The sequence below is a fragment of the Nocardia sp. NPDC050713 genome, from assembly GCF_040654315.1.
In the GTDB taxonomy this organism is placed as follows: Bacteria; Actinomycetota; Actinomycetes; order Mycobacteriales; family Mycobacteriaceae; genus Nocardia.
This window is the reverse complement of record NZ_JBFAHS010000002.1, coordinates 127548-151767: the sequence shown is the minus strand read 5'-3', so window position 1 is coordinate 151767 and position 24220 is coordinate 127548. Positions and strand designations below refer to the sequence as shown.

The 24220-nt window shown below is 69.4% G+C and carries 15 protein-coding genes; all 15 read left to right on the top strand.

What is annotated here, in order from left to right; genetic code table 11:
- The first annotated feature begins 2 nt into the window (after positions 1-2).
- The 15 genes from AB0H49_RS03990 (at position 3) to AB0H49_RS03920 (ending at position 24168) form a co-directional block, all read left to right on the top strand.
- Positions 3-5939: an aminotransferase class III-fold pyridoxal phosphate-dependent enzyme gene (locus AB0H49_RS03990; RefSeq protein WP_357246896.1), complete on the top strand. Its 5937-nt coding sequence runs from the start codon at positions 3-5 to the stop codon at positions 5937-5939.
- Positions 5936-6781 carry a hypothetical protein gene (locus tag AB0H49_RS03985; RefSeq protein ID WP_355003501.1) on the top strand — a complete coding sequence of 282 codons (846 nt, stop codon included), beginning with the start codon at positions 5936-5938 and terminating at the stop codon, positions 6779-6781. The genes AB0H49_RS03990 and AB0H49_RS03985 overlap by 4 nt, the downstream gene beginning before the upstream one ends.
- A complete protein-coding gene (locus tag AB0H49_RS03980) occupies positions 6778-7029 on the top strand; it encodes an acyl carrier protein (protein ID WP_355003502.1) in 252 nt (83 codons plus the stop codon). The genes AB0H49_RS03985 and AB0H49_RS03980 overlap by 4 nt, the downstream gene beginning before the upstream one ends.
- The gene (locus tag AB0H49_RS03975; RefSeq protein WP_357246893.1) at positions 7026-8747 is read left to right on the top strand and encodes an AMP-binding protein; all 1722 of its coding nucleotides are present in this window, start codon (positions 7026-7028) and stop codon (positions 8745-8747) included. Before AB0H49_RS03980 ends, AB0H49_RS03975 begins: the two co-directional genes overlap by 4 nt.
- Positions 8744-10129 (top strand): cytochrome P450, encoded by a 1386-nt coding sequence (locus tag AB0H49_RS03970; protein ID WP_357246891.1) that lies wholly within the window; start codon positions 8744-8746, stop codon positions 10127-10129. Before AB0H49_RS03975 ends, AB0H49_RS03970 begins: the two co-directional genes overlap by 4 nt.
- Before the next feature lie 43 nt (positions 10130-10172).
- A complete protein-coding gene (locus AB0H49_RS03965; protein WP_357246888.1) occupies positions 10173-12908 on the top strand; it encodes a PEP/pyruvate-binding domain-containing protein in 2736 nt (911 codons plus the stop codon).
- On the top strand, positions 12909-14213 hold the full coding sequence (locus tag AB0H49_RS03960; protein ID WP_355003506.1) for a pyridoxal phosphate-dependent aminotransferase family protein: 1305 nt from the start codon (positions 12909-12911) through the stop codon (positions 14211-14213).
- Positions 14210-15610 carry a nucleotidyltransferase family protein gene (locus tag AB0H49_RS03955; protein WP_357246885.1) on the top strand — a complete coding sequence of 467 codons (1401 nt, stop codon included), beginning with the start codon at positions 14210-14212 and terminating at the stop codon, positions 15608-15610. The genes AB0H49_RS03960 and AB0H49_RS03955 overlap by 4 nt, the downstream gene beginning before the upstream one ends.
- Complete coding sequence (locus AB0H49_RS03950; protein ID WP_357246883.1) at positions 15607-16344, top strand: HAD family hydrolase; 738 nt, start codon at positions 15607-15609, stop codon at positions 16342-16344. The genes AB0H49_RS03955 and AB0H49_RS03950 overlap by 4 nt, the downstream gene beginning before the upstream one ends.
- Positions 16329-17282, top strand: a complete 954-nt coding sequence (locus tag AB0H49_RS03945) for a diacylglycerol kinase family protein (RefSeq protein ID WP_357246880.1) — start codon at positions 16329-16331, stop codon at positions 17280-17282. Before AB0H49_RS03950 ends, AB0H49_RS03945 begins: the two co-directional genes overlap by 16 nt.
- A complete protein-coding gene (locus AB0H49_RS03940; RefSeq protein WP_355003510.1) occupies positions 17279-18073 on the top strand; it encodes an SDR family NAD(P)-dependent oxidoreductase in 795 nt (264 codons plus the stop codon). Before AB0H49_RS03945 ends, AB0H49_RS03940 begins: the two co-directional genes overlap by 4 nt.
- Before the next feature lie 44 nt (positions 18074-18117).
- Positions 18118-18567 (top strand): helix-turn-helix transcriptional regulator, encoded by a 450-nt coding sequence (locus tag AB0H49_RS03935; RefSeq protein ID WP_357246876.1) that lies wholly within the window; start codon positions 18118-18120, stop codon positions 18565-18567.
- A gap of 5 nt (positions 18568-18572) precedes the next feature.
- Positions 18573-18983, top strand: coding sequence for a VOC family protein (locus AB0H49_RS03930; protein WP_355003512.1), 411 nt, complete (start codon positions 18573-18575; stop codon positions 18981-18983).
- A 227-nt stretch (positions 18984-19210) separates the two neighbouring features.
- A complete protein-coding gene (locus AB0H49_RS03925; RefSeq protein WP_357246873.1) occupies positions 19211-21631 on the top strand; it encodes an excinuclease ABC subunit UvrA in 2421 nt (806 codons plus the stop codon).
- A gap of 185 nt (positions 21632-21816) precedes the next feature.
- On the top strand, positions 21817-24168 hold the full coding sequence (locus tag AB0H49_RS03920) for an arylsulfatase (RefSeq protein WP_357246870.1): 2352 nt from the start codon (positions 21817-21819) through the stop codon (positions 24166-24168).
- Positions 24169-24220: the final 52 nt, after the last annotated feature.

Genomic DNA, 24220 nt, shown 5'->3' with positions numbered 1-24220 from the left:
GCATGGCCCCGAGAGCGCAAGACCATGATGCCGCGGCGTCCGGCTCGGACGCCGCGGCGCAGCAACTGTTCGACGACTTCGCGCGGCACAACCGGCCCGGGCTGGCACGCTTGCTGCGCGCCTGCCACCTGGACGTGGTGTACGCCGGAGCCGAGGGCGACCATCTGATCCGAGCGGACGGTGCGCGCGTGCTCGATCTGGTCGGCGGCTTCGGCGCGGCACTGTTCGGGCACAACCATCCGGCACTGGTGCGGGTTGCCACGGCGCGGCTGAACCAGCACACGCCGTTCGTCTCGCAGGGCAGTGTCCGTCCCGGCGCCGCCCGGCTGGCCCATCGGCTTTCGGACCTGGTCGGGGCGAGCACCGGGGGCGAGTACGTCGTCACCTTCGGGTCCACCGGCGCCGACGCGGTCGAGGCCGCCGTCCGGCACGCCGCGGTCGCGCACAACCGCCGCCTCGCCGAGTTGCGCACCGAACTGCGACGGACGCTGCGTCGGCTGCGTCGCGACGGACTGCACGCGGTACGTCCGCTCCAAGGACGCACTTCCGATCCGGAACAAGAGGAAACACGCTCGGCCGCAGCGGTTCTCGAAGACTCACTGCGTGTGGTCGAGGAAGTCGCGCGGCGCGGTCCGGTGTACGTCTCGCTGGCCAACGCCTTCCACGGCAAGACGGCGGGCGCTTTCGCGCTCACCGAGCAGGCCGACACGCCCGCGGACCTGGTGGTGCCCGGCCCCGAACGGCGCAAGCTCGACACCTGGGCGCCGGACGAAATAGCGGCGGCCTTCGCGGACGAGCTGCGACCGATCGACCGGATCAGCGTGGACGCCGCCGGACGCCCGGTACTGTCCCGGACCTCCCTCTCGCCCATCGCCGCGGTCTTCGCCGAGCCCATCCAGGGCGAAGGCGGGGTGCGCGAGGTACCTGTCGCGACGCTGCGCGCGCTGCGCGAACTCGCCGACCGGCACACGGCCGCGCTGGTTTTCGACGAGATCCAATCCGGCATGGGCCGCACGGGCACCTTCTTGGCCTCGGCGCCGTCGGGGGTCGCCGCGGACTACTACCTGCTGTCCAAATCGCTGGGCGGCGGACTGGTGAAGATCTCGGCGCTACTGGTCGAGCGCGGGGGGTCGGTCTCGGACTTCGGCAGGTACCACACCTCGACCTTCGCCGACGACGACCTGTCCTGCGCGGTCGCCGAAGCCGCGTTGGACCTGTTGCGCGACAACCAGATCCGCATCTCCGATACCGGTGTGCGGCTGCGGTCCCGCTTGGAGGCGGTGGCGCGCCGCTGGCCGCGGGTGCTGGCGGGCGTGCGCGGGCGCGGGCTCCTCCAGGGCATCGAACTCGTCCCGCCCGCGACGGAATCGGCCCTGCTGCGGGAGATCTGCGAACCCGACATGTTCGGCTACGTGGTCGCGGGCTATCTGCTGCACACCCACCGCATTCGGATGCTGCCGACGCTGTCCGCGCCGACCACGCTGCGCATCCAGCCTTCGGCGTTCCTCGCCGAAGCGGATCTGGCCCGGTTGGAGTCCGCGCTCGACGAACTCGCGGCCGTGCTGCAGCGCGGCGACATGGCCACGCTGCTCGCCCACCTCGCGGCACCGGTCACCACGAATTGGCAAGTGCCGGACAGCAAACCACTCACCGATCGGCACACCGCCGTGGTGGCGCGGGATTTCGGCGCACCCAATCGGGTGGCCTTCCTCGCCAACCTGCCCGAGGCGGCCGATCTGCGCCGATTCGCACCGGAGCTCGCCGAGTGGTCGGACGCGCAGTTCGCCGCGCTCTTCGAGCGACTGCGCGGTGTCGCCGAGCCCTTCGAGCTGACCAGGCAACTCGTCACCTCGCCCACCGGCGCCACGGTCGAGGTCTGCCTGATCGCGGTGCCGATCTCCGCGGAACAGATCATCGAATGCCAGCGCGCCGGGCACCGGGCCTGGCTGCGCGATCTGGTGCTCGACGCCGTCGAACAGGCGATCGCGCTGGGCGCCACGGTGATCGGTCTCGGCGGCTACACCTCCATCGTGACCAACGCCTCCCGCGACGTGGTGGAGGACTCCGTCACGGTGACCTCCGGCAATTCGCTCACCGCCGCCTCCGCCTACGAGGTGGTGCGCGGTGAACTGGCCCGGCTCGGTCCCGGGCGACGGCACGTCGGCATCCTCGGCGCGCTGGGCAATATCGGCGCGGTCATGGCGGAACTGCTTGCCCCGCACGCCGATTCGATCACGTTGGTGGGGCGTCCCGGCTCCGCGAGCCGACTGCGCCGCGTGGCGGACCAGCTCGGCGCGGGCGCGGTCGAGGTCAGCGAGGACCTCGCCGCGCTGCGGGACTGCGACGTCGTGCTCACCGCGACCAATTCCGCGACGCCGCTCGTCACCGCGGACCTGCTGGCGGCGGACCATCCGGTGCTGGTGTGCGATCTGGCGGTCCCCGGCGACGTGGATCCCACCGTCGCCGAGCGCCCGAACATCACCCTGGTCTCCGGCGGTCGCATGGCGCTGCCGCTCGGCCAGACACCTCCCTTCCCCGAAACCGGACTGCCCCCGGGCATCGTCTACGCCTGCATGGCCGAGACGGTGCTGCTCGGCTTCGAGCCCGACACCGCGAGCCCCTCGTACGGCGGGCTCACCGCCACGGGCGTGCACGCCGCGCGCGAACTGGCGGCTCGCCACGAGGTGCGCCCGGTTCTGCTTCCGACAGGAGCTTCCACCGTGTCCGACAACCCGACACTTGCGCCGATGTTCCTCGGCGCGGCGGATTTCGTCCCCGAACGAGCCGGCGGCAAGGCCGCCACCCTGCACGACCTGATCGTCGCGGGCTTCGAGGTGCCGCCGGGATTCGTGGTGCCCGCCGAACTCGACCTCGACGCGATCGGCGACGACGACCTCACCCGCTGGGTGCAGGCGCTGGGCGGATTCCCGGTCGCCGCGCGTTCCAGCGGCGTGCTCGAAGACCTCGACGATGCCAGCTTCGCCGGGCAGTACGAGTCCTACCTGGACATCACCGACATCTCGGCGCTGCGCGACTACATCGGGCAGTGCCGCGCCTCGGTCCACAACGACCGGGTGCGCACCTACCTCGCCAAGCACGGCTACACCGAGGCGAAAGCCACCGTGGCGGTGCTGGTGCAGCGAATGGTCGACGCGCGCTACGCCGGTGTGGGTTTCAGCATCGACGCGCTCACCGGCATCGAGGAACACGCGGTCGTCGAATGCTGCGTGGGTCTCGGCGAACGACTGGTCTCGGGCCAGCTGACGCCGACCCGGTACACGCTGCGGCTGTTCGACGGCACCGTCGTCGAGCGGGACGCGGGCGGTGAGGACGTGGAACTCGCGCCGACCGACACCACGGGACTCGCCGCGCTGATGCTGGCCGTGCAGGCGCACCGGCACCGTCCGCAGGACATCGAGTGGGCGATCGACGGTGCGGGCAAGCTGTGGCTGCTCCAGGCCAGGGCCATCACAGCGATCACCTGGCGCACCGACATCGACCAGTTCTCCGACGCGGATTTGCGCGACGGCGGTGTCTCGGCGCGTGTCTGCACACCGATGATGTTCTCGTTGTACGACAACGCCTTCCAGCATTCGATGCAGCGGTTCTTCGAGCGGCTGAAGCTCGCCGACCCCGGTGTGGAACGGGACTGGATGGCCATGTACTACGGCCGCGCCTACTGGAATGTCAGCGCGGTGAAGAACTGCTTCTTCAAGATCCCCGGCTTCGATGAGCAGCACTTCGACGACGACCTCGGCGTGCTCAACGAATACGGGCCCGAGGGTCCGCACCGCACCCCGAGCAATGCCAAGACCATCGCCAAGGCGCTGCCGGCGGCGCTGGCCGTCCAGCAGAGCTATCGCGACCAGCTGGCCGCGGTGGACGCCTTCGCGGCGGAATGGCCCGCGAAACACGCGCTCTGGCGGGAACGGGTCGCCGGCCTGGCGCAGACCGACGAGGCCACCTTCGCCGCCGACCTGACCGACTGCCTGCTGACCTTCCACGCCGGCACCGAACGCACCTACTTCACCACCATCTACAACAACTCGAGCGTGCAGACCGACTTCAAGCAGCTGCTCGACAAGGTCGACGCCGCCACGCAGGGATCGACCTCGGCCATCGACCTGATGGGCGGACTGGCCGAGATCAGCCACATGCAGTTGCAGCGCGGCATCGTCGAATTGCACCGCGTGGCAACCGAACACGGGCTCGACAGCGCCGCGTGGGACACGGCGCTCGCCGAATTCGTCGCCGAGCAGGGCTTCCACGCCGACGCCGAGCTTGATCTGACCTGCCCGCGCTGGTCCGAGGCGCCCGACCGGGTGCGCTCGATGATCGCGGTCATGCTCCAGCACGGCACCGCGCCCGCGGATCCCGACGTGACACAGGTGGAGCAGCGCAAACGCTACGAGGCCGAGCTCGCCGCACTGCGGACCAGGGTGCGGTCCAAGCCGCTGACCCGGGTGAAGTACGCCAAGGCGATCGACAAGCACGTCGACCGGATCCGGCGCTATCTGGTCGCGCGCGAACGGATGCGCGAGTTCTCCTCGCAGTGCTACGCGATCGTGCGGGCCTACGTGGTGGAAGCGGGCGTCCGGCTGGCCGCGGCGGGCACGCTCGAACACGCCGACGACGCGTTCCAGCTGAGCATCCACGAGTTGAGCGATCTGGTCGCGGGCCGCGTGGACATCGACGAGCTCGCGCCCCGAATCGCCTACCGCCGTGCGATGTACGCGGGATACCGGGATCTGACGCCGCCGCACGAACTCGGCGGCGGGGTCACCGTCGGGGCGGTCCGCGAGATCGGCGACGGCGACCTGACCGGGCTCGGTTGCAGCCCCGGCGTCGCCGAGGGCACCGCGAGGGTGATCACCTCGCTGGCCGACATCGATCAGCTGCGCGAGGGCGACATTCTGGTCACCCGCTTCACCGATCCGGGCTGGACCCCGGCGCTCGGCCTGGTGGCGGCCGTCGTCACCGAGGTGGGCGGCATGCTCTCGCACGCCGCCGTCATCGGGCGCGAATACGGGATTCCGGCGGTGCTGAACGTCGCGGGCGCGACGAGCGCGGTGCGGTCGGGTCAGCGCATCCGGGTCGACGGCAGCGCGGGCGTGATCAGCGTGCTCGACGCGGCGACGGATACTGGTGCGGGCGAAAGTGGCGGGACGGTCGCCCCGGCAACCGCGAGCGCCGAAAATGCCAGCGGCACAGCCGAATTCGACCGATCCGCAGCCGCGGCAACGTCGACCACCCCCTCCGAAGAACCACTCCGCCCGGCGCCCCCGCGCCCGGCGCCTAGAAGGGATGAACCACTGACCGCACGCAAACGCCTGATCTGCATCGCGGGGGGCGACGGGTCGGGCAAGACCACGCAGGTGGCGCGGATCGCCGCCGAGTTCGAGGCCCAGGGACAGAGCGTCGCCGCGGTCACGATCTGGGACGCCTTCCTGGATCCGAAGGTCTCCTCGAAGCTGCCGTGGCAGAGCCCGTCCGAGATCTACGGCTACCTGAAGCTGCTCACGCCGTTGAGCCGCGCGCACTTCCTGTTCCACGCCATGCAGCTGTCCTTCGATCTGGCCGCCGCGCGCGGCGTGGACATCGTGCTGGCCAACGCCTACTGGTACAAGTACTACGCCACCGAGGTCGCGCACGGCGGTGATCCCGCGGTGTTGCGTCAGCTCACGGCGGGTTTCCCGGAGCCCGACCGCACCTTCTATCTGACGGTGAGCCCGCAGGACGCGTTGGGGCGCAAGCAGTTGCGCAGCGATTACGAGAGCGGTTACGGCGACGAGAAGGCGTTCCTGGACTTCCAGCAGCGCAGCCACGAGGCGCTGGAATCGCTGTCCGAGGAGCTGGGCTGGGTGCGCTTGGACGGCACCGCCGCGCCCGCCGAGATCACCAAGGCCGTGCTGGCCCAGCTGCGGGAGGACGACCGATGACCCGCCGCGTCGCCATCGTCGGCATCGACGGCGCGGGCAAGTCCTCGGTCATGGCGCGGTTGCGCGAGCTGGCCCCGGCCGGGGATCACGTCTCGTTCGCCTCCATGACCTGCCCGGACTTCCACAACACCCGCGACGTTCCGCTCACCGATCTGTCCAAGCAGCTCAGGGCATTCAGCGTCGGCTGTGACGAGATCTCCAGCCTGGAGATGAAAGCCACCGCCATGTACCTGCAGATGACTCTGTTCGGTCCGGTGGAGCGGCACTTCCTCGACACCTGGGCGCCGGATGTCCTTGTCTTCGAACGGCATCCACTGATCGAGCTGCTGGTCTACGGCCCGCTCTACGTGGCGCTCGCGCGCCCGGAGTGGAACGGCCACGATCGCGAGGCCGAGATCGCCGAGGTGCTCGAACGGCACCGGCCGGGCACCTTCGACGACATTCTGGCCTGGCAGCGCTCCGAGTCCACCCGGCTCGGCAGCGCACCCGACATCTGGCTGCTGCTCTCCGAGATCGCCGACTTGGTCGGCCGCGACATCACCAGCTCGGTCGCGGGTTTCGCCGCCCGCTTCCGCACCACGCTGCCCGACGCCGTGCTGTGGCTCGACGTCCCGCCCGCGCAGGCGGCGGCCCGTTGTGCTGAACGATCCGGCGACGGCCCGACGGAGGCGCACGAGACCGCGGAGCGCCTCGCCGCCCTGCGCGACGGCTACCTGCGGGTGCGCGACACCCTGGCCGCCGCCTACCCGGAGGTCGGCTTCCATCGCATCGACACCGGCGACGGCGTCGATCTGGACGAGTCCGTCCGCGCCTGCGTCACGGAAGGAAAACTTTTCGGATGAGTGCACAAACCCGTTCCACCGCCGAGATCGAGGCGCGCGTCCGCGTCATCGTCGGTGAGGTGCTGTGGGTCGCGGCCGACGACATCGACGCGGGCACGCAGCTGATCGACTACGGGCTCGACTCGCCGACCGCCATCGAGCTGACCATTCAGCTGGAACAGGCGTTCGCCATCGAGATCCCCGAAGACGTGGCGGCACAGTTGAATACGGTCGCCGAGATCGTCGAGTACGTGCGGGGCGAGTCGTGAACGCGCGCCTGGCGCCGCGGCATCCGAGCCTCGTGCACGCGCTGCTCGCGAACGCCGAACGCGGAACCGACGGCCCGTCCACGATCTTCGTGCCGGAACGCGGCACGGACGGCGAATTCTCCTGGCGGCACGATGATCTCGCGCTGGCGGCTGGACGCGCCGCGGCCGCGCTGTCCGACGCCGGGGTACGCCCCGGCGATCGGGTGGTGCTGTCGCTGCCCACCTCCCCCGAGTTCGTCACCGCGTTCTTCGGCGCGCTGCTGCTCGGTGCCGTGCCGACGGCGGTGGCGACGCCGGGCGGATTCGGTTCGGCGGAGCTGTTCTACGAGAAGTTCCACCGGCTGATCGGCTACCTCGAGCCGAAGGTGGTCGTCGCCACCGCGACCGTGCTTGCGGCGGCGGAACTCCCGTCGGGGCTGACCGGCCTCGACGGCGCGGCGCTGCACCGGCGCGCGGGCGATCCGGACGCGCCCGCGCTGCCGCCACGTCTCCCCGACCCCGGCGACCTGGCGTTCATCCAGGCCACCTCGGGCTCCACCGGGACGCCGAAGGGGGTGCAGATCACCCACGCCAATCTGGCCGCGAACTGCGAGCAGATCGCGCTGGCCGCGGCGATGGGACCGGGCGACACCTGGGTCGGCTGGCTGCCGCTGCACCACGACATGGGACTGATCGGCGGCTTCCTCACCCCCATGTTCCGCGGCATCGACGCGGTGCTCATGCCGCCGAGCCGGTTCCTGCGCAGCCCGGGCGACTGGCTGCGCGCGGTGAGCAAGTACCGCGGAACATTCACCGCCGCACCGAACTTCGCCTACGGCTACGCGGCGGCGCGGGTCACCGACGCCGAACTGGCCGGGGTGGACCTGTCGAGCTGGCGTTTCCTGTTCTGCGGCGCGGAGCCGATCCACCCGCCCACCGTGCAGCGCTTCGTCGATCGTTTCGGCGCGTGGGGACTGCCGTCGGACGCCCTGGTGCCCTGCTACGGCATGGCGGAAGCCTCGCTGGCCGTGACCGTAGCGCGCCCGCACGCGCCGGTCGCCTACGACTCGGTCTCCCGGCGAGGGCTGACCGGAGACGGTGTGGCACTGGATGTTTCGGCGGGCGATCCCGACGAGTTGCAGATCGTGGACTGCGGCGCGCCGGTGCTCGGCACCGAGGTCCGGATCGTCGACGGCGACGGCGTACCCTGCGGGGAGGATACGGTCGGGAGCATTCAGTTCCGCGGTCCGTCGACGACCGTCGGCTACTTCCGGCTCCCCGAGGCGACGGCCTCGGCGCTGTCCGACGGCTGGTGGGACACCGGCGATATCGGCTATCTGCGGGCGGGCAGGCTGCGCATCACCGGCAGGCAGAAGGACCTGATCATCATCCGCGGCGCGAACTACCTCCCGACCGATTTCGAGATCGCGGCCGAACAGGTGGACGGCGTGCGGCTCGGCGGAGTCGCGGCGGTCGGCCACGCGGATGCCGCTGGCCTGTCGGAGGAACTGCACCTCGTGGTCGAAACCGCCGTCGCCACAGACGAACACGAGGCGCTGCGGCGCGCGGTGCGGGTCGCGGTGAGCAAACGCACCGGCGTGCTGGCCGCCGATGTCCATGTGGTGGCGCCGCGCAGCATTCCCAAGACCACCAGCGGGAAGGTGCAGCGCGCCGAAGTACGTCGCCTGTTCGTCGAGCGACCCGCGCCGGAACTCGTCGACGCGGGAGGTGCGGTATGACGGCTCGTGCGCTCGCCGGTCCCGCGCTGCGGCATCCGCTCGGCGCCTACCTCGACTACCGCGCCGACCCGCTCACGCTGTTCTACGAGCAGGCCGTCGCGCACGGCGGCAGCGTCCGGCTGCGGCTGGTCCATCAGCAACTGCACCTGCTGGTGAATCCCGACCACATCAACCAGGTGCTGGTGACCAACGCGGCCAAGTACGCCAAGGGCATCAGCTACCAGAGCCTGAACTATCTGCTCGGCCCCGGCCTGCTGACCAGCGGCGGCGAACTCTGGAAACGCCAGCGCGCGTTGATCAAACCGGCGTTCGCGCGCAGGCACGTCGACACCGAGATCCCGCTGATGATCGCGTGCGGGCAGCGGATGCTGGACCGGCTGGACAAGCGCGCCGCCGACGGCGCGGCGTTCGATCTGGTGCCCGAGGTGATGGGTTTCGCGGCGGATGTGGTGTGCCGCGCGACCATGGGCGCCGACATCGACGGTGTGCTGCCGCAGATCGAGGACGACGTGCGCGAGGGCGTCTCCTGGGTGATGCGGCACATGGCCGCGCCGATCCAGATCCCGCCGAACGTGCCCACCCCGGCCAACCGGCGCTTCCAAGGCGTGCTGAACCGCTTGCACCGGGTCGTCGACGACGTCGTCCAGGGACACCGCGCCGCCGCGTCCGGCGCGGCCGATTCGCTGCTCAGCCGCCTGCTCGTGGCTCGCGACGACGCGGGCCACGCGATGGACGACGAACAGCTGCGGCACGAGGTCCTGACCTTCCTGCTCGCCGGGCACGAGACCACCGGCGGCGCACTGGCCTGGACCATCTACGAGCTGTGCCGCAATCCCGCCGTGCTGGAACGGGTTCGGGCCGAGGTCGACGCGGCACTCGGCACCGGAGACGTCGCGGGCGCGTTGCCCGCGCTGGAACTGACCGGCCGGGCCATCGACGAATCGATGCGGCTGCACCCACCGGCGTGGGCGTTCAGCCGCACCGCTCTCGAGGCCGACAGTTTCGACAGCTTCGATGTGGAACCGGGCGCGATCGTGGTGATCAGCCCGTTCGTCAACCACCGATTCCCGGACTTCTGGGACTCCCCGTTGACCTTCGACCCGGACCGATTCACCAAGGAGCGCAACCGGGCTCGTTCGTCGTTCAGCTACTTCCCGTTCGGGTGGGGCGCGCACCTGTGCGTCGGCCAGCACATGGCGCTGACCGAGCTGCGCGTCGGTCTGGCGATGTTGCTGGCGCGGTACGACATCGAACTGGTCAACGGTCTGCGGGTGCGGGAGAACCCGGAGATCTCCAACACCCCCGATCCGGTGCTGGTGCGACTGACGCGGCGCGAACCGGTGGCCGCGACCACCGACAGCATGGCGGAGCCGGCCCGATGAGCGCACGCCCCCTTGCCCTTTCGATACGCAGAGGCACATACCTATGAAACCGACGAACACCGGCGCGGTGGTGCCCGCCGCGACGCTGGCCGCCCGGCCGGACGCGGCGCCGGAGCACACCGCGCGTTTCGGGGCCAAGGCCGCGAACCTCGGCCGCCTGCTGGCGGCCGGTCACCGGGTGCCGCCGTTCGCGGTGGTGACCACCGAGGCGTGCGCGGAGATCCTCGCACCCGTCACCGAGGGCATCGCCCAACTGCTGGAGACCCTGGACCACACCGACCCGGCGTCGCTGCGGTCGGTGTCGGCGGCGATCCGCGGCCTCATCCTCGGCCTCGCGCTGCCCGCCCAGACGGCGGCCGAACTCGACGCCGCGGTCGCGGAGTGGTCCGCCGACGTGCGGCTCGCGGTCCGTTCCTCGGTCAGCGGCGAGGACTCCGCTACGGATTCCTTCGCCGGGCAGCTCGATACCATCCTCAATGTGGCGCCGGACGGGGTGGCCCACGCCCTGCTGGAGGTGCTCGCTTCGGCCTATTCGGAGCGTTCGCTCTTCTATCGGGCGCATCGCGGCCTCGACAACGGCGGCGTCGAGTGCGCGGTCCTGGTTCAGGTGCTCGTGGACAGCGCGGTCGCCGGCGTGGTCTTCAGCTGCAATCCGCAGACCGGTGACCCGTCCGAATCGGTGGTCTCGGCGGCGTTGGGTCTCGGCGAAGGCGTGGTGGCGGGCACGGTGGAGTGCGACACCTACTTCGTCGACAACGCTTCGGGCGCCATCGTTTCCCGCAACGTCGTCGACAAGCGGAGCCGGGTCGTCGCCGAAGCCGGTTCCGGCACCGCCGTGGCGGAAATCGCCGGCGGCAGTGCCGATCCCGCGCTGACCGACGAACGGATTCTTCAGCTCACCCGTACCGCCGCCGCGCTCGCCGAAACCTTCGGCGCGCCACAGGACGTCGAGTGGGCCTATGACGCGGACGGCACGCTGTTCCTGTTGCAGGCCCGCCCGGTCACCGCGACGGGAGCCCGCGAGACCATCTTCGACAACGTCAATGTCGCCGAGTCCTACCCGGGACTGTCCAGCCCGCTGACGTTCTCGATCCTGCGCGCCGCCTACGAGCAGGTCTTCCGCGCCTGCCACCGGGATTTCGGCGCGACCGGGGCGATCGTGGACCGCAACGCGGCTAGTCTGTACCCGTATCTGGTCGGCACCGCGCACGGGCGGATCTACTACAACATCAGCAACTGGTACCGGCTGTTCCTGCAGATTCCCGGCATGGAGTTCGCGATCGAGGGCTGGGAGGCCGCCCTCAACATCGAGAACCGCTACCAACGCCCCGCCACACCGAAACGCGGTCTCGCCCAGCTGCGGATGTACGCGCTGCGGGTGCGGGTCTTCGCGATCATCGGTGCCGGTTGGCTGCGGCTGCCGCGCAGGCTGCGGGCGTTCTTCACCGAACTGGCCGCCTTCACCGCGGACCTCGACTACCGCCTCGACCCCGAAACGCCGGAGCGCGAACGCGATCCGGAGGCGCTGCTGCGGTGGATGGAGCGCTGCCTGCACGAGCTGGTGCCCGCGTACTCGGTGCAGATCTTCAACGACTTCCTCGCCCAGCAGCTGTTCCACGTCGTCGGGCTGCTGCTGGAACGCCAGGGGCTGGACGAGACCGAGGCGATCACGCTGCGCAACGAATTGTTCTGCGGCGAGGAAGGTGTCGACAGCGTCGACCCGGTGCGCTCGGCGCTCGCGTTGACCGCGACGATCCGCGACGACTCGGCCCTGCGCGAACTGTTCACCGGCCCGTTGGACGCGCCGACAGTGTGGAAGACATTGGCACAGCCCGAATTCACCGCCTTCCGCGCGGCCTGCCTGCGCCATATCGCTCTGTTCGGCGATCGCACCGTCGACGAGCTCAAGCTCGAGACCGACCCGCTCGGCGAGCACCCCGAGCGTCTGGTGCCGTTGTTGCGCAACTACCTGCGCGGCGGGCAGAACATCGACGAGATGGCGGCGCGCGAGAAGGCGATCCGCCGCGAAGCCGAGCGGACCGCGGCCACGCTGTTCCGCGACAGCTTCCCCCGGCGCCTCGCCTTCCGCCTCGCGCTGGGCCGCGCACGCGAGCACGTGAAGCAGCGCGAGAACATGCGATTGGGCCGCAGCCGTTCCTTCGGCTTGGTCAAGCGGGTGTTCCGGGAGTTCGGCAAGCAGATGCACGGCGCGGGCCTGCTCGACGATCCGCGCGACATCTTCTGGCTCACCTACGAGGAGATCGCGGCGCTGACCCGCGGCACCGCCGTCGACACCGACGCCGCCCGCACCGTCGCCACCCGCAAACGCGATCACGAGCGCTGGCGCGGCACCGAACTCCCCACCCGGATCGTCACCACCGGCATCGCCGCGGCGAGCATCGACGACCCCGCCTTCGACGCCTCGATTTCGGCAGTCGACGCGACGGCGCAGACCGTGCTGCGCGGCATCGGTTGCGCGCCGGGGCGTGTCGAGGCGCCCGCGCTGGTGCTCGGCACCCCGGATCCCGAAGTGGAGATCGACGGGCAGATCCTGGTCGCCGCGACCACCGATCCCGGCTGGGTCTTCCTCATGGTCGCCGCGGGCGGCCTGGTGAGCGAGAAGGGCAGTGTGCTCTCGCACACCGCCATCATCGGCCGCGAACTCGGCATTCCCACTGTCGTCGGCGTTCCCGGCGTCACCCGCCTTGTCGCGACCGGAGACCGCCTGGTGCTCGACGGACGCGCGGGCACCGCAACCATCGTGCACGAGGACAACTAAATGGGCGCCACTACTACCGCTACGACCGCCGGTCACGGCGAGAACTTCAGTCTCGAACACTATCTCGACCCCGCGGCGCACACCTTCGAGCAGCGCTTCGAGGAATTCCGGCCGTACGTCACGAACGCCAGGGGCAGCGGTTTCGTGCTGCGCGAGATCACCGGCCCGGCCGGGCCGGTCGTCCAGGTGCGCGACCCGGACGGCGGCGAGGTCCGGGAACTGATCATGCTCGGCTCCAACAACTATCTCGGGCTCGGCAGCGAGCCGGAGATCATCGAGGCCGCGGTCGCCGCGACCAGGGAGTTCGGCGTGGGATGCGGTGGACCGCCGTTGCTCAACGGCACCACCTCGCTGCACCGGCGGCTGGAGGAGCGCCTGGCGGAGACCAAGGGCTGCGAGTCGGCGATGGTGTTCTCCTCCGGCTACGCGGCGAACGTCGGCTGGGTGACCGGCCTGCTGCGCAACGGCGACACCCTGCTCTACGACGAGCAGAGCCACGCCAGCCTCTACGACGGCATCCAGCTGGGACGCGTCCGATCGATGGCCTTCCAGCACAACGATCTGCGCCACCTGCGGCACCGCCTGATGCAGGTGCGCTGGCGCAATCCTGGCGCGAACATCGTGGTCGCGGTCGAGGGCGTCTACTCCATGGACGGCGACATCGCCCCGCTGCCGGAGATCCGCGCGCTGTGCGATTCGTTCGGCGCCTGGCTGGCCATCGACGACGCGCACGGCACCGGCGTGCTCGGCGCGAAAGGCCACGGCACCGCCGAGCACTTCGGTCTCGGCGACGGGTCGGTGGAGCTGTACATGGGCACCTTCTCGAAGGTGTTCGCCACCACCGGCGGCTTTGTCGCCGGGTCCAAGGACCTGGTCGACACGCTGCGCTTCTTCGCACGCTCCTACATGTTCTCGGCGTCGCTGTCGCCCGCGGTGGTCGCGGCGGTGCTCGCCTCGATCGATTTCATCGACGCCCATCCCGAGCGGGTCGCCCAATTGCACGACAACACCGCCTATTTCGCGCGGGAATTGCGCCGGATGGGTTTCGCGGTGGATCCGCAGACGGCGATCATCCCGATTCTGGTGCCGCAGCGCCTGGCCGTCGCCGAGGTGGTCGCCGCGCTGCACCGGGCGGGCGTCTTCGTCAACGGCGTCGAATTCCCCGCGGTGCCGAGGGAGCAGCAGCGGTTGCGGGTCTCGATGATGGCCACCCTGACTCGCGATCAGCTCGACTTCGCGCTCGAACAGATCTCGACCGTCGCCAGAAGCTTCGGTTTTCATCCAGAACAGGAGGGTGCGGCATGACCGGAACCGAGATCGCCGCGGGCGGCACCGCCGTCGAACGGCTACTGGTGCACGCGGCACTGGCCGCACCGAGCGCCGACGAGCGCGCCGAGATGGCCAAGCTGGCCCACGACGTCACCGATTGGGCCGAGTTCTTCGCGCTGGCGAAGGTCAACGCGACAGTGCCGCTCGTACAGCGCAGGTTGGAGGCCGAGGAACTCTACGAACTCGTGCCGGACGCGATCCGCGCCGAGTTCGCCGCCGTCACCGACCACATCGCCGCCGTCAACGAGCGCAGGCTGGCCGGGGCACTGGAGTTGTTGCGCCGCTTCGACGCACGCGGCGTGCGGTGCGTGGTGCTCAAGGGGATGCTCTTCTCGACCGAGATCTACGGCGACCCGCGCTACAAGCGGATGAACGACCTGGACATCCTGATCGAGCTGGATCAAGTCGACACCGCCATCGAGATCTACCGGGAGCTGGGGCTTTTCGCCACCTCCGAGCTGCTGGGCAAGGCTCCGAAGGTGCGGTCCGAGCGCTCGCACCATCTGCCCTCGTTCGTCTCGCGCGACGGCGCGCTGGTGGTCGGCACGCACTGGGGACTGATCACGCCGCTGGCCCCGTACACGATCGATTACGCCGCCATCTGGGATCGGGTGCGCCGCATCGACTTCTACGGTGTGCCCGCCTGGGCCATGGCGCACGAGGACAACCTGCACCACCTCGGCGTGCACCTGCCGTACTACAAGACCGGCGTGCGCGAACTCGGCGATCTGTGGAACCTCGCCCGTTACGCCACCGATCTCGACTACGACCTGCTCGCGGGCGAGATCGCGAAGGCGGGCACCGAAAGCCTGATGTACCACGCGCTCTCACTGAGCCACCGGCTGGTGCCGAACCCGGCGTTCGCCGCCCTCGTCGACCGGGTGCGGCCGAGGATCAACCGCTTCACCCGCTACGACACCGCGCGCAAGACCGCCGACATCCACGCGCTGCTGCACAGCCGCTCCACGCACACCTCGCGGATCGAGAAGGCCTACACCGAATTCAACATGACGGCGCAGGCGCACGAGAAGCGCGCCAGCTTCGGGCGGCTGTGGTCGGATCTGCTGCTGGTGCCCGCCGACGAGGCGGAGCGCATGAGTTCGCTGCGCGAGCCCAAGGCGCTCGCGGCACTCGGCGCGCGGGTGTCCGCCCCCTACCGGCTGACCCGGGTGTTCCAGCGCGATCTCGGCCGCTGGCTGTTCCCCGCGGCGCTGGCCAAGACGGTCGTCGACCTCGGGGCGGCCTACGGTGCGGAGCTCGCGCAGCGCGCGGGCGTGCGGACGGCCACCGCCCGGCCCGGGATCGACGAGTACGCCGCGGAACTCGGGCTGACCCGCGCCGACCTGCAAGCCGTGCTGGACAGTCAGGAATGACCGGGGCACACCGCACCGTGCTGTGGGACCTGGACGGCACCTTGGTCGGCCTGCGCAGACGCGGCTTCAAGACGCTGATGCCGCTCACGGCGGCGCTGGCCTTCCGCGACCTGACGCCGCCGCACCGGTTCCTCCGGGTGCTCTCCGGTGTCCTTCCGGAGGTGCGTCGCAACGAAACCGACCGCACCAATACCGAATTCATGGTCGACCTGCTCGCGGATCGGCTGGACATCGGACGCGAGCGGGTGGACGATCGGCTACGGCGGCTGGCCGAGCACGATTTCGTCCGGCTGCGCCGCTGTTTCCCGGCGCTGCCCGAGGCGGTGTCGACGGTGCGCGAGCTGCGCGAGGCGGGCGTCCCGCAGATCGTCGCCACCAATCCGCTCTGGCCGCTGAGCACCGCGACCACCCGATTGCGCTGGGGCGGCCACGATCCCGGCGTCTTCGAGTTCATCACCAGCGGGGAGAGCATGCGCCGGTCGAAGCCGCGCGTGGAGTTCTACAGCGAGCTGCTGGACCGGCTCGGCCTCGCGGCGCGGGACTGCGTGATGATCGGCAACGACGCCGCCAACGACGCGCCCGCCGCCCGGATCGGTATCCCGGTCTTCCTGCTGGGTGTCGCGGAAACCGCTGTGCCACACGATTGTTCGCGGACCGGTCTGGTCACAACGGGAGATTGGACCCGGCTGCGCGTGTGGCTGGGCAACGAGGAGAAGTCATGCTCGTCATCTTGAATCCGCAATCCAACGCGGGGACCGCCCTGCGACGCTGGCAGCCGGTGGAACGTGCCCTGCGGGAACGTCATCCCGGCATGACCGTCGAACTGCCCGCCGATGCCGACCAAGCGGTGAAGCTGGTGCTCACCCACATCGAAACGGCCGACGGCGCGAAGCCGGAGGCGATCGTCGCGGCGGGCGGCGACGGCATGGTGAACCTGGTGCTCAACGCGATCATGGATCCGGAGACCGATCGGCCGCGCCGCGGCGCGGAAGAACTCGCGCTCGGCGCCATCGGACTCGGCAGCTCCAACGACTTCCACAAGCCGGTGCGGCCGTCGGCCCTCGTCGACGGCGTCGCGGTCCGGGTCGACGCGGCGCGCGCGGAGGCGGTCGACGTCGGCAAGGCGACGATGCTCCTGCCCGACGGCACCCGCGCGGTGCGCTACTTCCTGCTCAACGCGAGCATGGGACTGGTCGCGGCGGGCAACGATTCGTTCAACAACGCGACCGGCGCGCTGGCCTGGCTGAAGTCGCGAAACGTGGAGGCCGCCATCGTCGCCACGGCCCTGCGCAATATCGCCACCCATCGCCCGCTGCGTCTCGAGGTGCGCGGCACCGACTGGACGCACACCGCGCCGATCACCAATATCGGGGTGCTCAAGAGCGTGCACTTCGCGGGCGGCATGTACTACGACACCCCCGTCACCCGGACCGACGGCCGGTTCGACGTGAACATCTGGGCGGCCGCGGGACGACTGCGCGTCCTTGGCCTGATCGCCGGGCTGTACCGCGGCGCGTTCACCGGATCGCCGCTGGCGGTCTGTCATCGCGACACCGCCGTGGAGCTGCGGCCCGAACGGCCCGTCCCCCTGGAGCTGGACGGCGAGATCACCGTGGTCGAATCCGCGCGGCTGGAAGTGCTGCCGCGGGCGCTGAAGGTGTGTGCGGCATGAGCAAAGTCGTTTTGCTGACCGGCGCGGCCAACGGCATGGGTGCGGCGACGGCGGAGCATCTGGCGCGCGCGGGCTACACCGTGGAAGGTTCCGATCTCGTCGCCGGGCCGTCCCACGCGACCGTGGACGTCCGGGATACGGAGGCAGTGCGCGCCTGGGTGAAAGACGTGGTCGCGCGGCACGGCCGGATCGACGCCGTGGTCACCTTCGCCGCCTACGGCGTGGTCGGCTCGGTGGAGGAGACCGAACCGGACGAGGCCGCCGCCCTGTTCGACACCAATGTCCTCGGCACCCACCGGGTGGTGCGCGCGGTCATGCCGATCATGCGCGCGCAGGGTGGTGGCCGGGTGATCGTGGTCAGCTCCGGCGCGGGCGCGATCGCCGAGCCCTACGGCGGCTGGTACTCGGCCACGAAGGCCGCGGTGGAGCGGATCGGCGAGGCGATGCGGATGGAGGCGGCCGGGTTCGGCATCGCGGTGTCGGTGCTCGCGCCGGGGTGGACGGTGACTCCGATCATCGAATCGGCCGTGCGCGTGTCCGCGCCGCTGCCGGAATACGACGCCGATCGCCAGGCGGTGCTGGAACGGGTCAGCGGGTATCTGGCCGAGGGCCAACCGGCCGTCGCGGTCGCCAGGAAGGTACAGGACATTCTGGAGACCTCGCGGCCGCGCCAAACCTACTTGTGCGGCAACGATGTTCGACTGTCGTTCTGGACCCGCCGTCTGGTTCCGGGCCGGTTGTACGAACGGCTGGTCCTCGACTACTACGGACTCCCGCGCGCGCGGAGCTAGACCGTGTCACCCATGATCCGCCTCGACGTGGGACGATCGCGGAGGTGAGCAGCAATTCCGCCTCGGAGCTGTACCTGCGCGACCTCGCGCGGTTGCGCCGCGTCCGCGATCGTATCGACCGGGAGTACGCCCAGCCGCTGGACGTCGAGAAGCTCGCCCGCGACGCGCACATGTCGGCGGGGCACCTCAGCCGCCAGTTCAAGCTCGCCTACGGCGAGTCGCCGTACTCCTATCTGATGACGCGGCGTATCGAGCGCGCGATGGCGCTGTTGCGGCGCGGCGACCTCAGCGTCACCGAGGTCTGCTTCGCGGTCGGCTGCTCGTCGCTGGGCACCTTCAGCACCCGTTTCACCGAGTTGGTCGGCGTGCCGCCCAGCGTCTACCGGCGCGAGGCGGCGCAGGCGACCGAGGGGATGCCGTCGTGCGTGGCGAAACAGGTGACCAGACCGATCAGGAATAAAGAAGCGTCGGCGACCGCGCCGCATCTAGCCTGATCAGCATGGATATCAGCATTTGCGCGAGCTTCCTTCCGCAGAACGACCCGGACGCGGCTCTGGCCTTCTACCGCGACACCCTCGGCTTCGAGGTCCGCAACGACGTCGGGTACAGCGGGATGCGCTGGATCACCGTCGGCCCCGCCGACCAGCCCGGCACGTCCATCGTCCTGTACCCGCCGCAAGCCACGCCCGGCATCACCGACGAGGAACGCCGCACCATCGAGGAGATGATGGCCAAGGGCACCTACGCCACCCTGCTGCTGGCGTCCAAGGACGTCGACGCCGTCTTCGATCGGATCCAGGCCGGTGACGCCGAGGTCGTCCAAGAGCCGACCGATCAGCCCTACGGCGTCCGCGACTGCGCGTTCCGCGATCCCGCGGGCAACATGGTCCGCATCCAGCAGGTGAGCTGACCGGCCGGGCGGCACCACGAGCCGTCCGAACCGCATCGTGAAGTAGTCCCCGCCCACAGACGGTGGCCGCCGCCCGGCGACCACCGCGATGAGCAGGACCCCTGCTTCCGACATCCCGGCCGGGCGGCTATGAAAAAGACACGACGCACTGCTCGAAGCTGGTTGGATCGAGCCAGGCCACTTCGACGGAGACCGCGAAACCGGTCCCCGAACCAAAGGGAGAAACGATGGCGACGGCCGCGAGGAAGAACACCGGAAAGGCCACGAAGACGGGCACGACATCGCCCGCACGGCACGCTGCCGACAGCCACGATCTGATCCGTGTGCACGGAGCGCGGGTGAACAACCTCCAGGACGTCAGCATCGAGATCCCCAAACGCAGGCTCACGGTGTTCACCGGCGTCTCCGGCTCCGGCAAGAGCTCGCTGGTGTTCGGCACGATCGCCGCCGAGTCGCAGCGGCTGATCAACGAGACCTACAGCGCGTTCGTGCAGGGTTTCATGCCGACACTGGCGCGGCCCGAGGTCGACGTGCTCGACGGCCTGACCACCGCGATCACGGTCGACCAGCAGCGGATGGGCGGCGACCCCCGCTCCACGGTCGGCACCGCCACCGACGCCAACGCGATGCTGCGCATCCTGTTCAGCAGGCTCGGCGATCCGCACATCGGCCCGCCCAGCGCGTTCTCCTTCAACACCGCCTCGGTCAAGGCGGCCGGCGCCATCACGGTCGAACGCGGCGAGGGCAAGACCAAGGCCGTCAAGGCGACCTTCTCCCGCACCGGAGGCATGTGCACCCGCTGCGAAGGCCGCGGGACGGTCTCGGATATCGACCTCACCCAGCTCTACGACGATTCCAAGTCGCTGGCCGAGGGCGCGTTCACCATTCCCGGCTGGAAGTCGGACAGTTTCTGGACGGTGCGGGTCTACGCCGAGTCGGGCTTCGTCGACCCCAACAAGCCGATCCGCAAGTACACCAAGAAGGAGATGCGCGACTTCCTCTACAAGGAGCCGGTCAAGGTGAAGGTCGACGGCGTCAACCTCACCTACGAGGGACTGATTCCCAAGGTGCAGAAGTCGTTCCTGTCCAAGGATCCCGAGTCGATGCAGCCGCACATTCGCGCGTTCGTCGAGCGGGCGGTCACCTTTGCCACCTGCCCCGAATGCGACGGCACCCGGCTCGCCGAGGGCGCGCGCTCGTCGCGGATCAAGGGCATCAATATCGCCGACGCGTGCTCGATGGAGATTCGCGATCTCGCCGAGTGGATCCGCGGCTTGGACGAGCCGTCGGTCGGGCCGCTGCTCGAAGCGCTCGGGCACACACTGGACTCGTTCGTGGAGATCGGCTTGGGCTACCTCTCCCTCGACCGGCCCGCGGCCACGCTGTCCGGCGGTGAGGCGCAGCGGGTCAAGATGATTCGCCACCTCGGCTCCTCGCTCACCGACGTCACCTACGTCTTCGACGAGCCGACCATCGGCCTGCACCCCCACGACATCCAGCGGATGAACGGCCTGCTGCTGCGGCTGCGCGACAAGGGCAACACGGTCCTCGTCGTCGAGCACAAGCCGGAGGCGATCGCGATCGCCGACCACGTCGTCGACCTCGGGCCCGGCGCGGGTTCGGCGGGCGGCACCATCTGCTACGAAGGCACGCTCGAGGGGCTGCGGGCCAGCGACACCGTCACCGGCCGCCATCTCGACGACCGCGCCTCGCTCAAGCCGACGGTGCGCAAGCCGACCGGCAAGCTGGCGATCCGCGCCGCGGCGACCAACAACCTGCGCGATGTCGACGTCGACATCCCGCTCGGCGTGCTCGTCGTCGTCACCGGCGTCGCCGGGTCCGGCAAGAGCTCGCTGATCCACGGTTCGATCCCTGCCTCGGAGGGCGTGGTCGCGGTCGACCAGGCGCCGATCCGCGGCTCGCGGCGCAGCAATCCGGCGACCTACACCGGACTGCTCGAGCCGATCCGCAAGGCGTTCGCCAAGGTCAACGGCGTGAAGCCCGCGCTGTTCAGCGCGAACTCCGAAGGCGCGTGCCCCACCTGCAACGGCGCCGGCGTCATCTACACCGATCTGGGGATGATGGCCGGTGTCGAGTCCCCCTGCGAGGACTGCGAGGGCAAGCGGTTCCAGCCCGCCGTGCTGGAGTACAAGCTCGGCGGCCGTGACATCAGCGAGGTGCTCGCGATGTCGGTGAGCGAGGCCGAAGAGTTCTTCGGCTCGGGCGAGGCGCGGATTCCGGCCGCGCACGCCATCCTGGACCGGCTCGTCGACGTCGGGCTCGGCTACCTCGGCCTCGGCCAGCCGCTGACCACGCTGTCCGGCGGCGAGCGGCAGCGGCTCAAGCTGGCCACCCACATGGCCGACAAGGGCGGCGTCTACGTCCTCGACGAGCCGACCACCGGCCTGCACCTCGCCGATGTGGAACAGTTGCTCGGCCTGCTGGACCGGCTGGTCGACTCCGGCAAGTCGGTCATCGTCATCGAGCACCACCAGGCGGTGATGGCGCACGCCGACTGGATCATCGACCTCGGCCCCGGCGCAGGCCACGACGGCGGCAAGATCGTCTTCGAGGGCACACCCGCCGAGCTGGTCGCCGGTCGTTCCACCCTCACCGGCGAGCACCTCGCCGACTACGTGGGCGGCTGACCCGAGACCTTCCGGTGGCGCTCCGGCGGTTTCGCCGCGGGCGCCACCGGCCCGCGCAACTCGTAACTGAATAATTGCTGATATCTCGTCCGAGGCGGTGATTTCCGCCTCGAGCGGGGCGTAGTGCGCGTTATCCTCCAAACAGCGCGTCGGCAGCAATCTTCCAACAACGATCGGGGTGCTCGATGGCGACCGATTTCAAGGGCAAGATCGCACTGGACATCCGCGACTCCGAACCGGATTGGGGCCCGTTCGCGGCGCCCACCGCGCCGGAGGGGGCGCCGAATGTGCTCTACCTCGTCTGGGACGACATCGGCATCGCCACCTGGGATTGCTTCGGCGGCCTCGTCGACATGCCGAACATGACGCGGATCGCGGAGCGCGGCGTGCGGCTGTCGCAATTCCACACCACCGCGCTGTGCTCGCCCACGCGGGCGTCGTTGCTCACCGGTCGCAACGCCACCTCCGTCGGCATGGCGACGATCGAGGAATTCACCGACGGCTTCCCCAATTGCAGCGGCCGGATTCCCTTCGAGACCGCGTTGCTGTCGGAGGTACTCGCCGAACGGGGTTGGAACACCTACTGCGTCGGCAAGTGGCACCTGACGCCGCTGGAGGAGTCGAATCTGGCTGCCACCAAACGGCATTGGCCGCTGGGCCGGGGTTTCGAACGCTTCTACGGTTTCATGGGCGGCGAGACCGACCAGTGGTACCCGGAGCTGATCTACGACAACCACACCACCGCGCCACCGGCCACCCCGGAGCAGGGCTACCACCTGTCGAAGGACATCGCGGACAAGACCATCGAATTCATCCGCGACGCCAAGGTCATCGCGCCCGAGAAGCCGTGGTTCTCCTACGTCTGCCCCGGTGCGGGCCACGCCCCGCATCACGTGTTCGCCGAGTGGGCCGACCGCTACGCCGGTCGGTTCGACATGGGCTACGAGGCGTACCGCGACATCGTGCTGGAGAACCAGAAACGGATGGGCATCGTCCCGCCCGACACCGAGATGTCACCGGTCAACCCGTATCTCGCCGCCAAAGGTCCCAACGGCGAGCCGTGGCCGTTGCTGGACACGGTGCGCCCATGGGACTCGCTGAACGCCGAGGAGAAGCGGCTGTTCGCCCGCATGGCGGAGGTCTTCGCGGGGTTCCTGAGCTACACCGACGATCAGATCGGCCGGATACTCGACTATCTGGAAGAGTCGGGCCAGCTGGACAACACCATCATCGTGGTCATCTCCGACAACGGCGCGAGCGGCGAAGGCGGACCCAACGGATCGGTCAACGAGGTGAAGTTCTTCAACGGCTACATCGACACCGTCGAAGAGAGCATGCGGTTCTACGACCAGCTCGGCGGCCCGCAGACCTACAACCACTACCCGATCGGCTGGGCGATGGCGTTCAACACGCCCTACAAGCTCTACAAGCGTTACGCCTCCCACGAGGGCGGCATCGCCGATCCCGCGATCATCTCCTGGCCCAACGGAATTCGCGCGCACGGTACGGTCTGCGACAGCTACGTCAACGTCTGCGACGTGACGCCTACCGTCTACGACCTGCTGGGCATCACCCCGCCCGACACCGTGCGCGGCATCCCGCAACGGCCACTGGAAGGCGTGAGTTTCGCAGCGGCGCTTCATGATCTGTCGGCCGAGACCGCCAAGGACACGCAGTTCTACACGATGCTCGGCACCCGCGGCATCTGGCACCGCGGCTGGTTCGCCAACACCGTGCACGCGGCCACCCCGTCCGGCTGGAGTCACTTCGACCAGGATCGCTGGGAGCTCTACCACATCGAAAAGGACCGCAGCCAGAACCGCGACTTGGCCGCCGAGAATCCCGACAAACTCGAAGAACTGAAGGCCTTGTGGTTCTCCGAGGCCGCCAAGTACAACGGGCTGCCGCTGGCCGATCTCAACATCCTCGAGACGCTGAACCGCTGGCGGCCCTACCTGGTGGTCGACCGGACGAACTTCACGTACTACCCCGGCACCGCCGAGGTCGGCGTCGGCGCCGGGGTCGAGATCCGCGGCCAGTCCTATTCGGTGCTCGCCGAAGTCACCGTCGACTCCCCCGCCGCCGAGGGCGTGCTGTTCAAACAGGGTGCGGGACACGGCGGACACGTCCTCTTCGTCAAAGACGGCCGGTTGCACTACCTCTACAACTTCATGGGCGAGGACGAGCAGTGGGTGTCGGCGCCGGACGCCCTGCCGCTGGGCAGCCACCTGTTCGGCGTCCGCTACGAGCGCACCGGCACCGTCGACGGCAGCCACACCCCGCTCGGGGAGGTCTCGCTGTATGTCGACGACGCGGTCGTCGCGTCACGGTCCGGCATGCGTACCCACCCGGGCACCTTCGGACTGGCGGGCGGCGGAATCGGCGTGGGACGCAACGGCGGACAGTCGGTGTCGAGCGCCTACACAGCGCCGTATCCGTTCACCGGCGGCACCGTCGCCAAGGTGATCGTCGACACCTCGGGCACCCCGTACATCGACGTCGAACGGGAACTCGCCGCGGCGTTCGCCAAGGACTGACGGCCGCGTCGCCGACTCCCCCGACAACTAGAACATGTTCTACAGTTGGGCG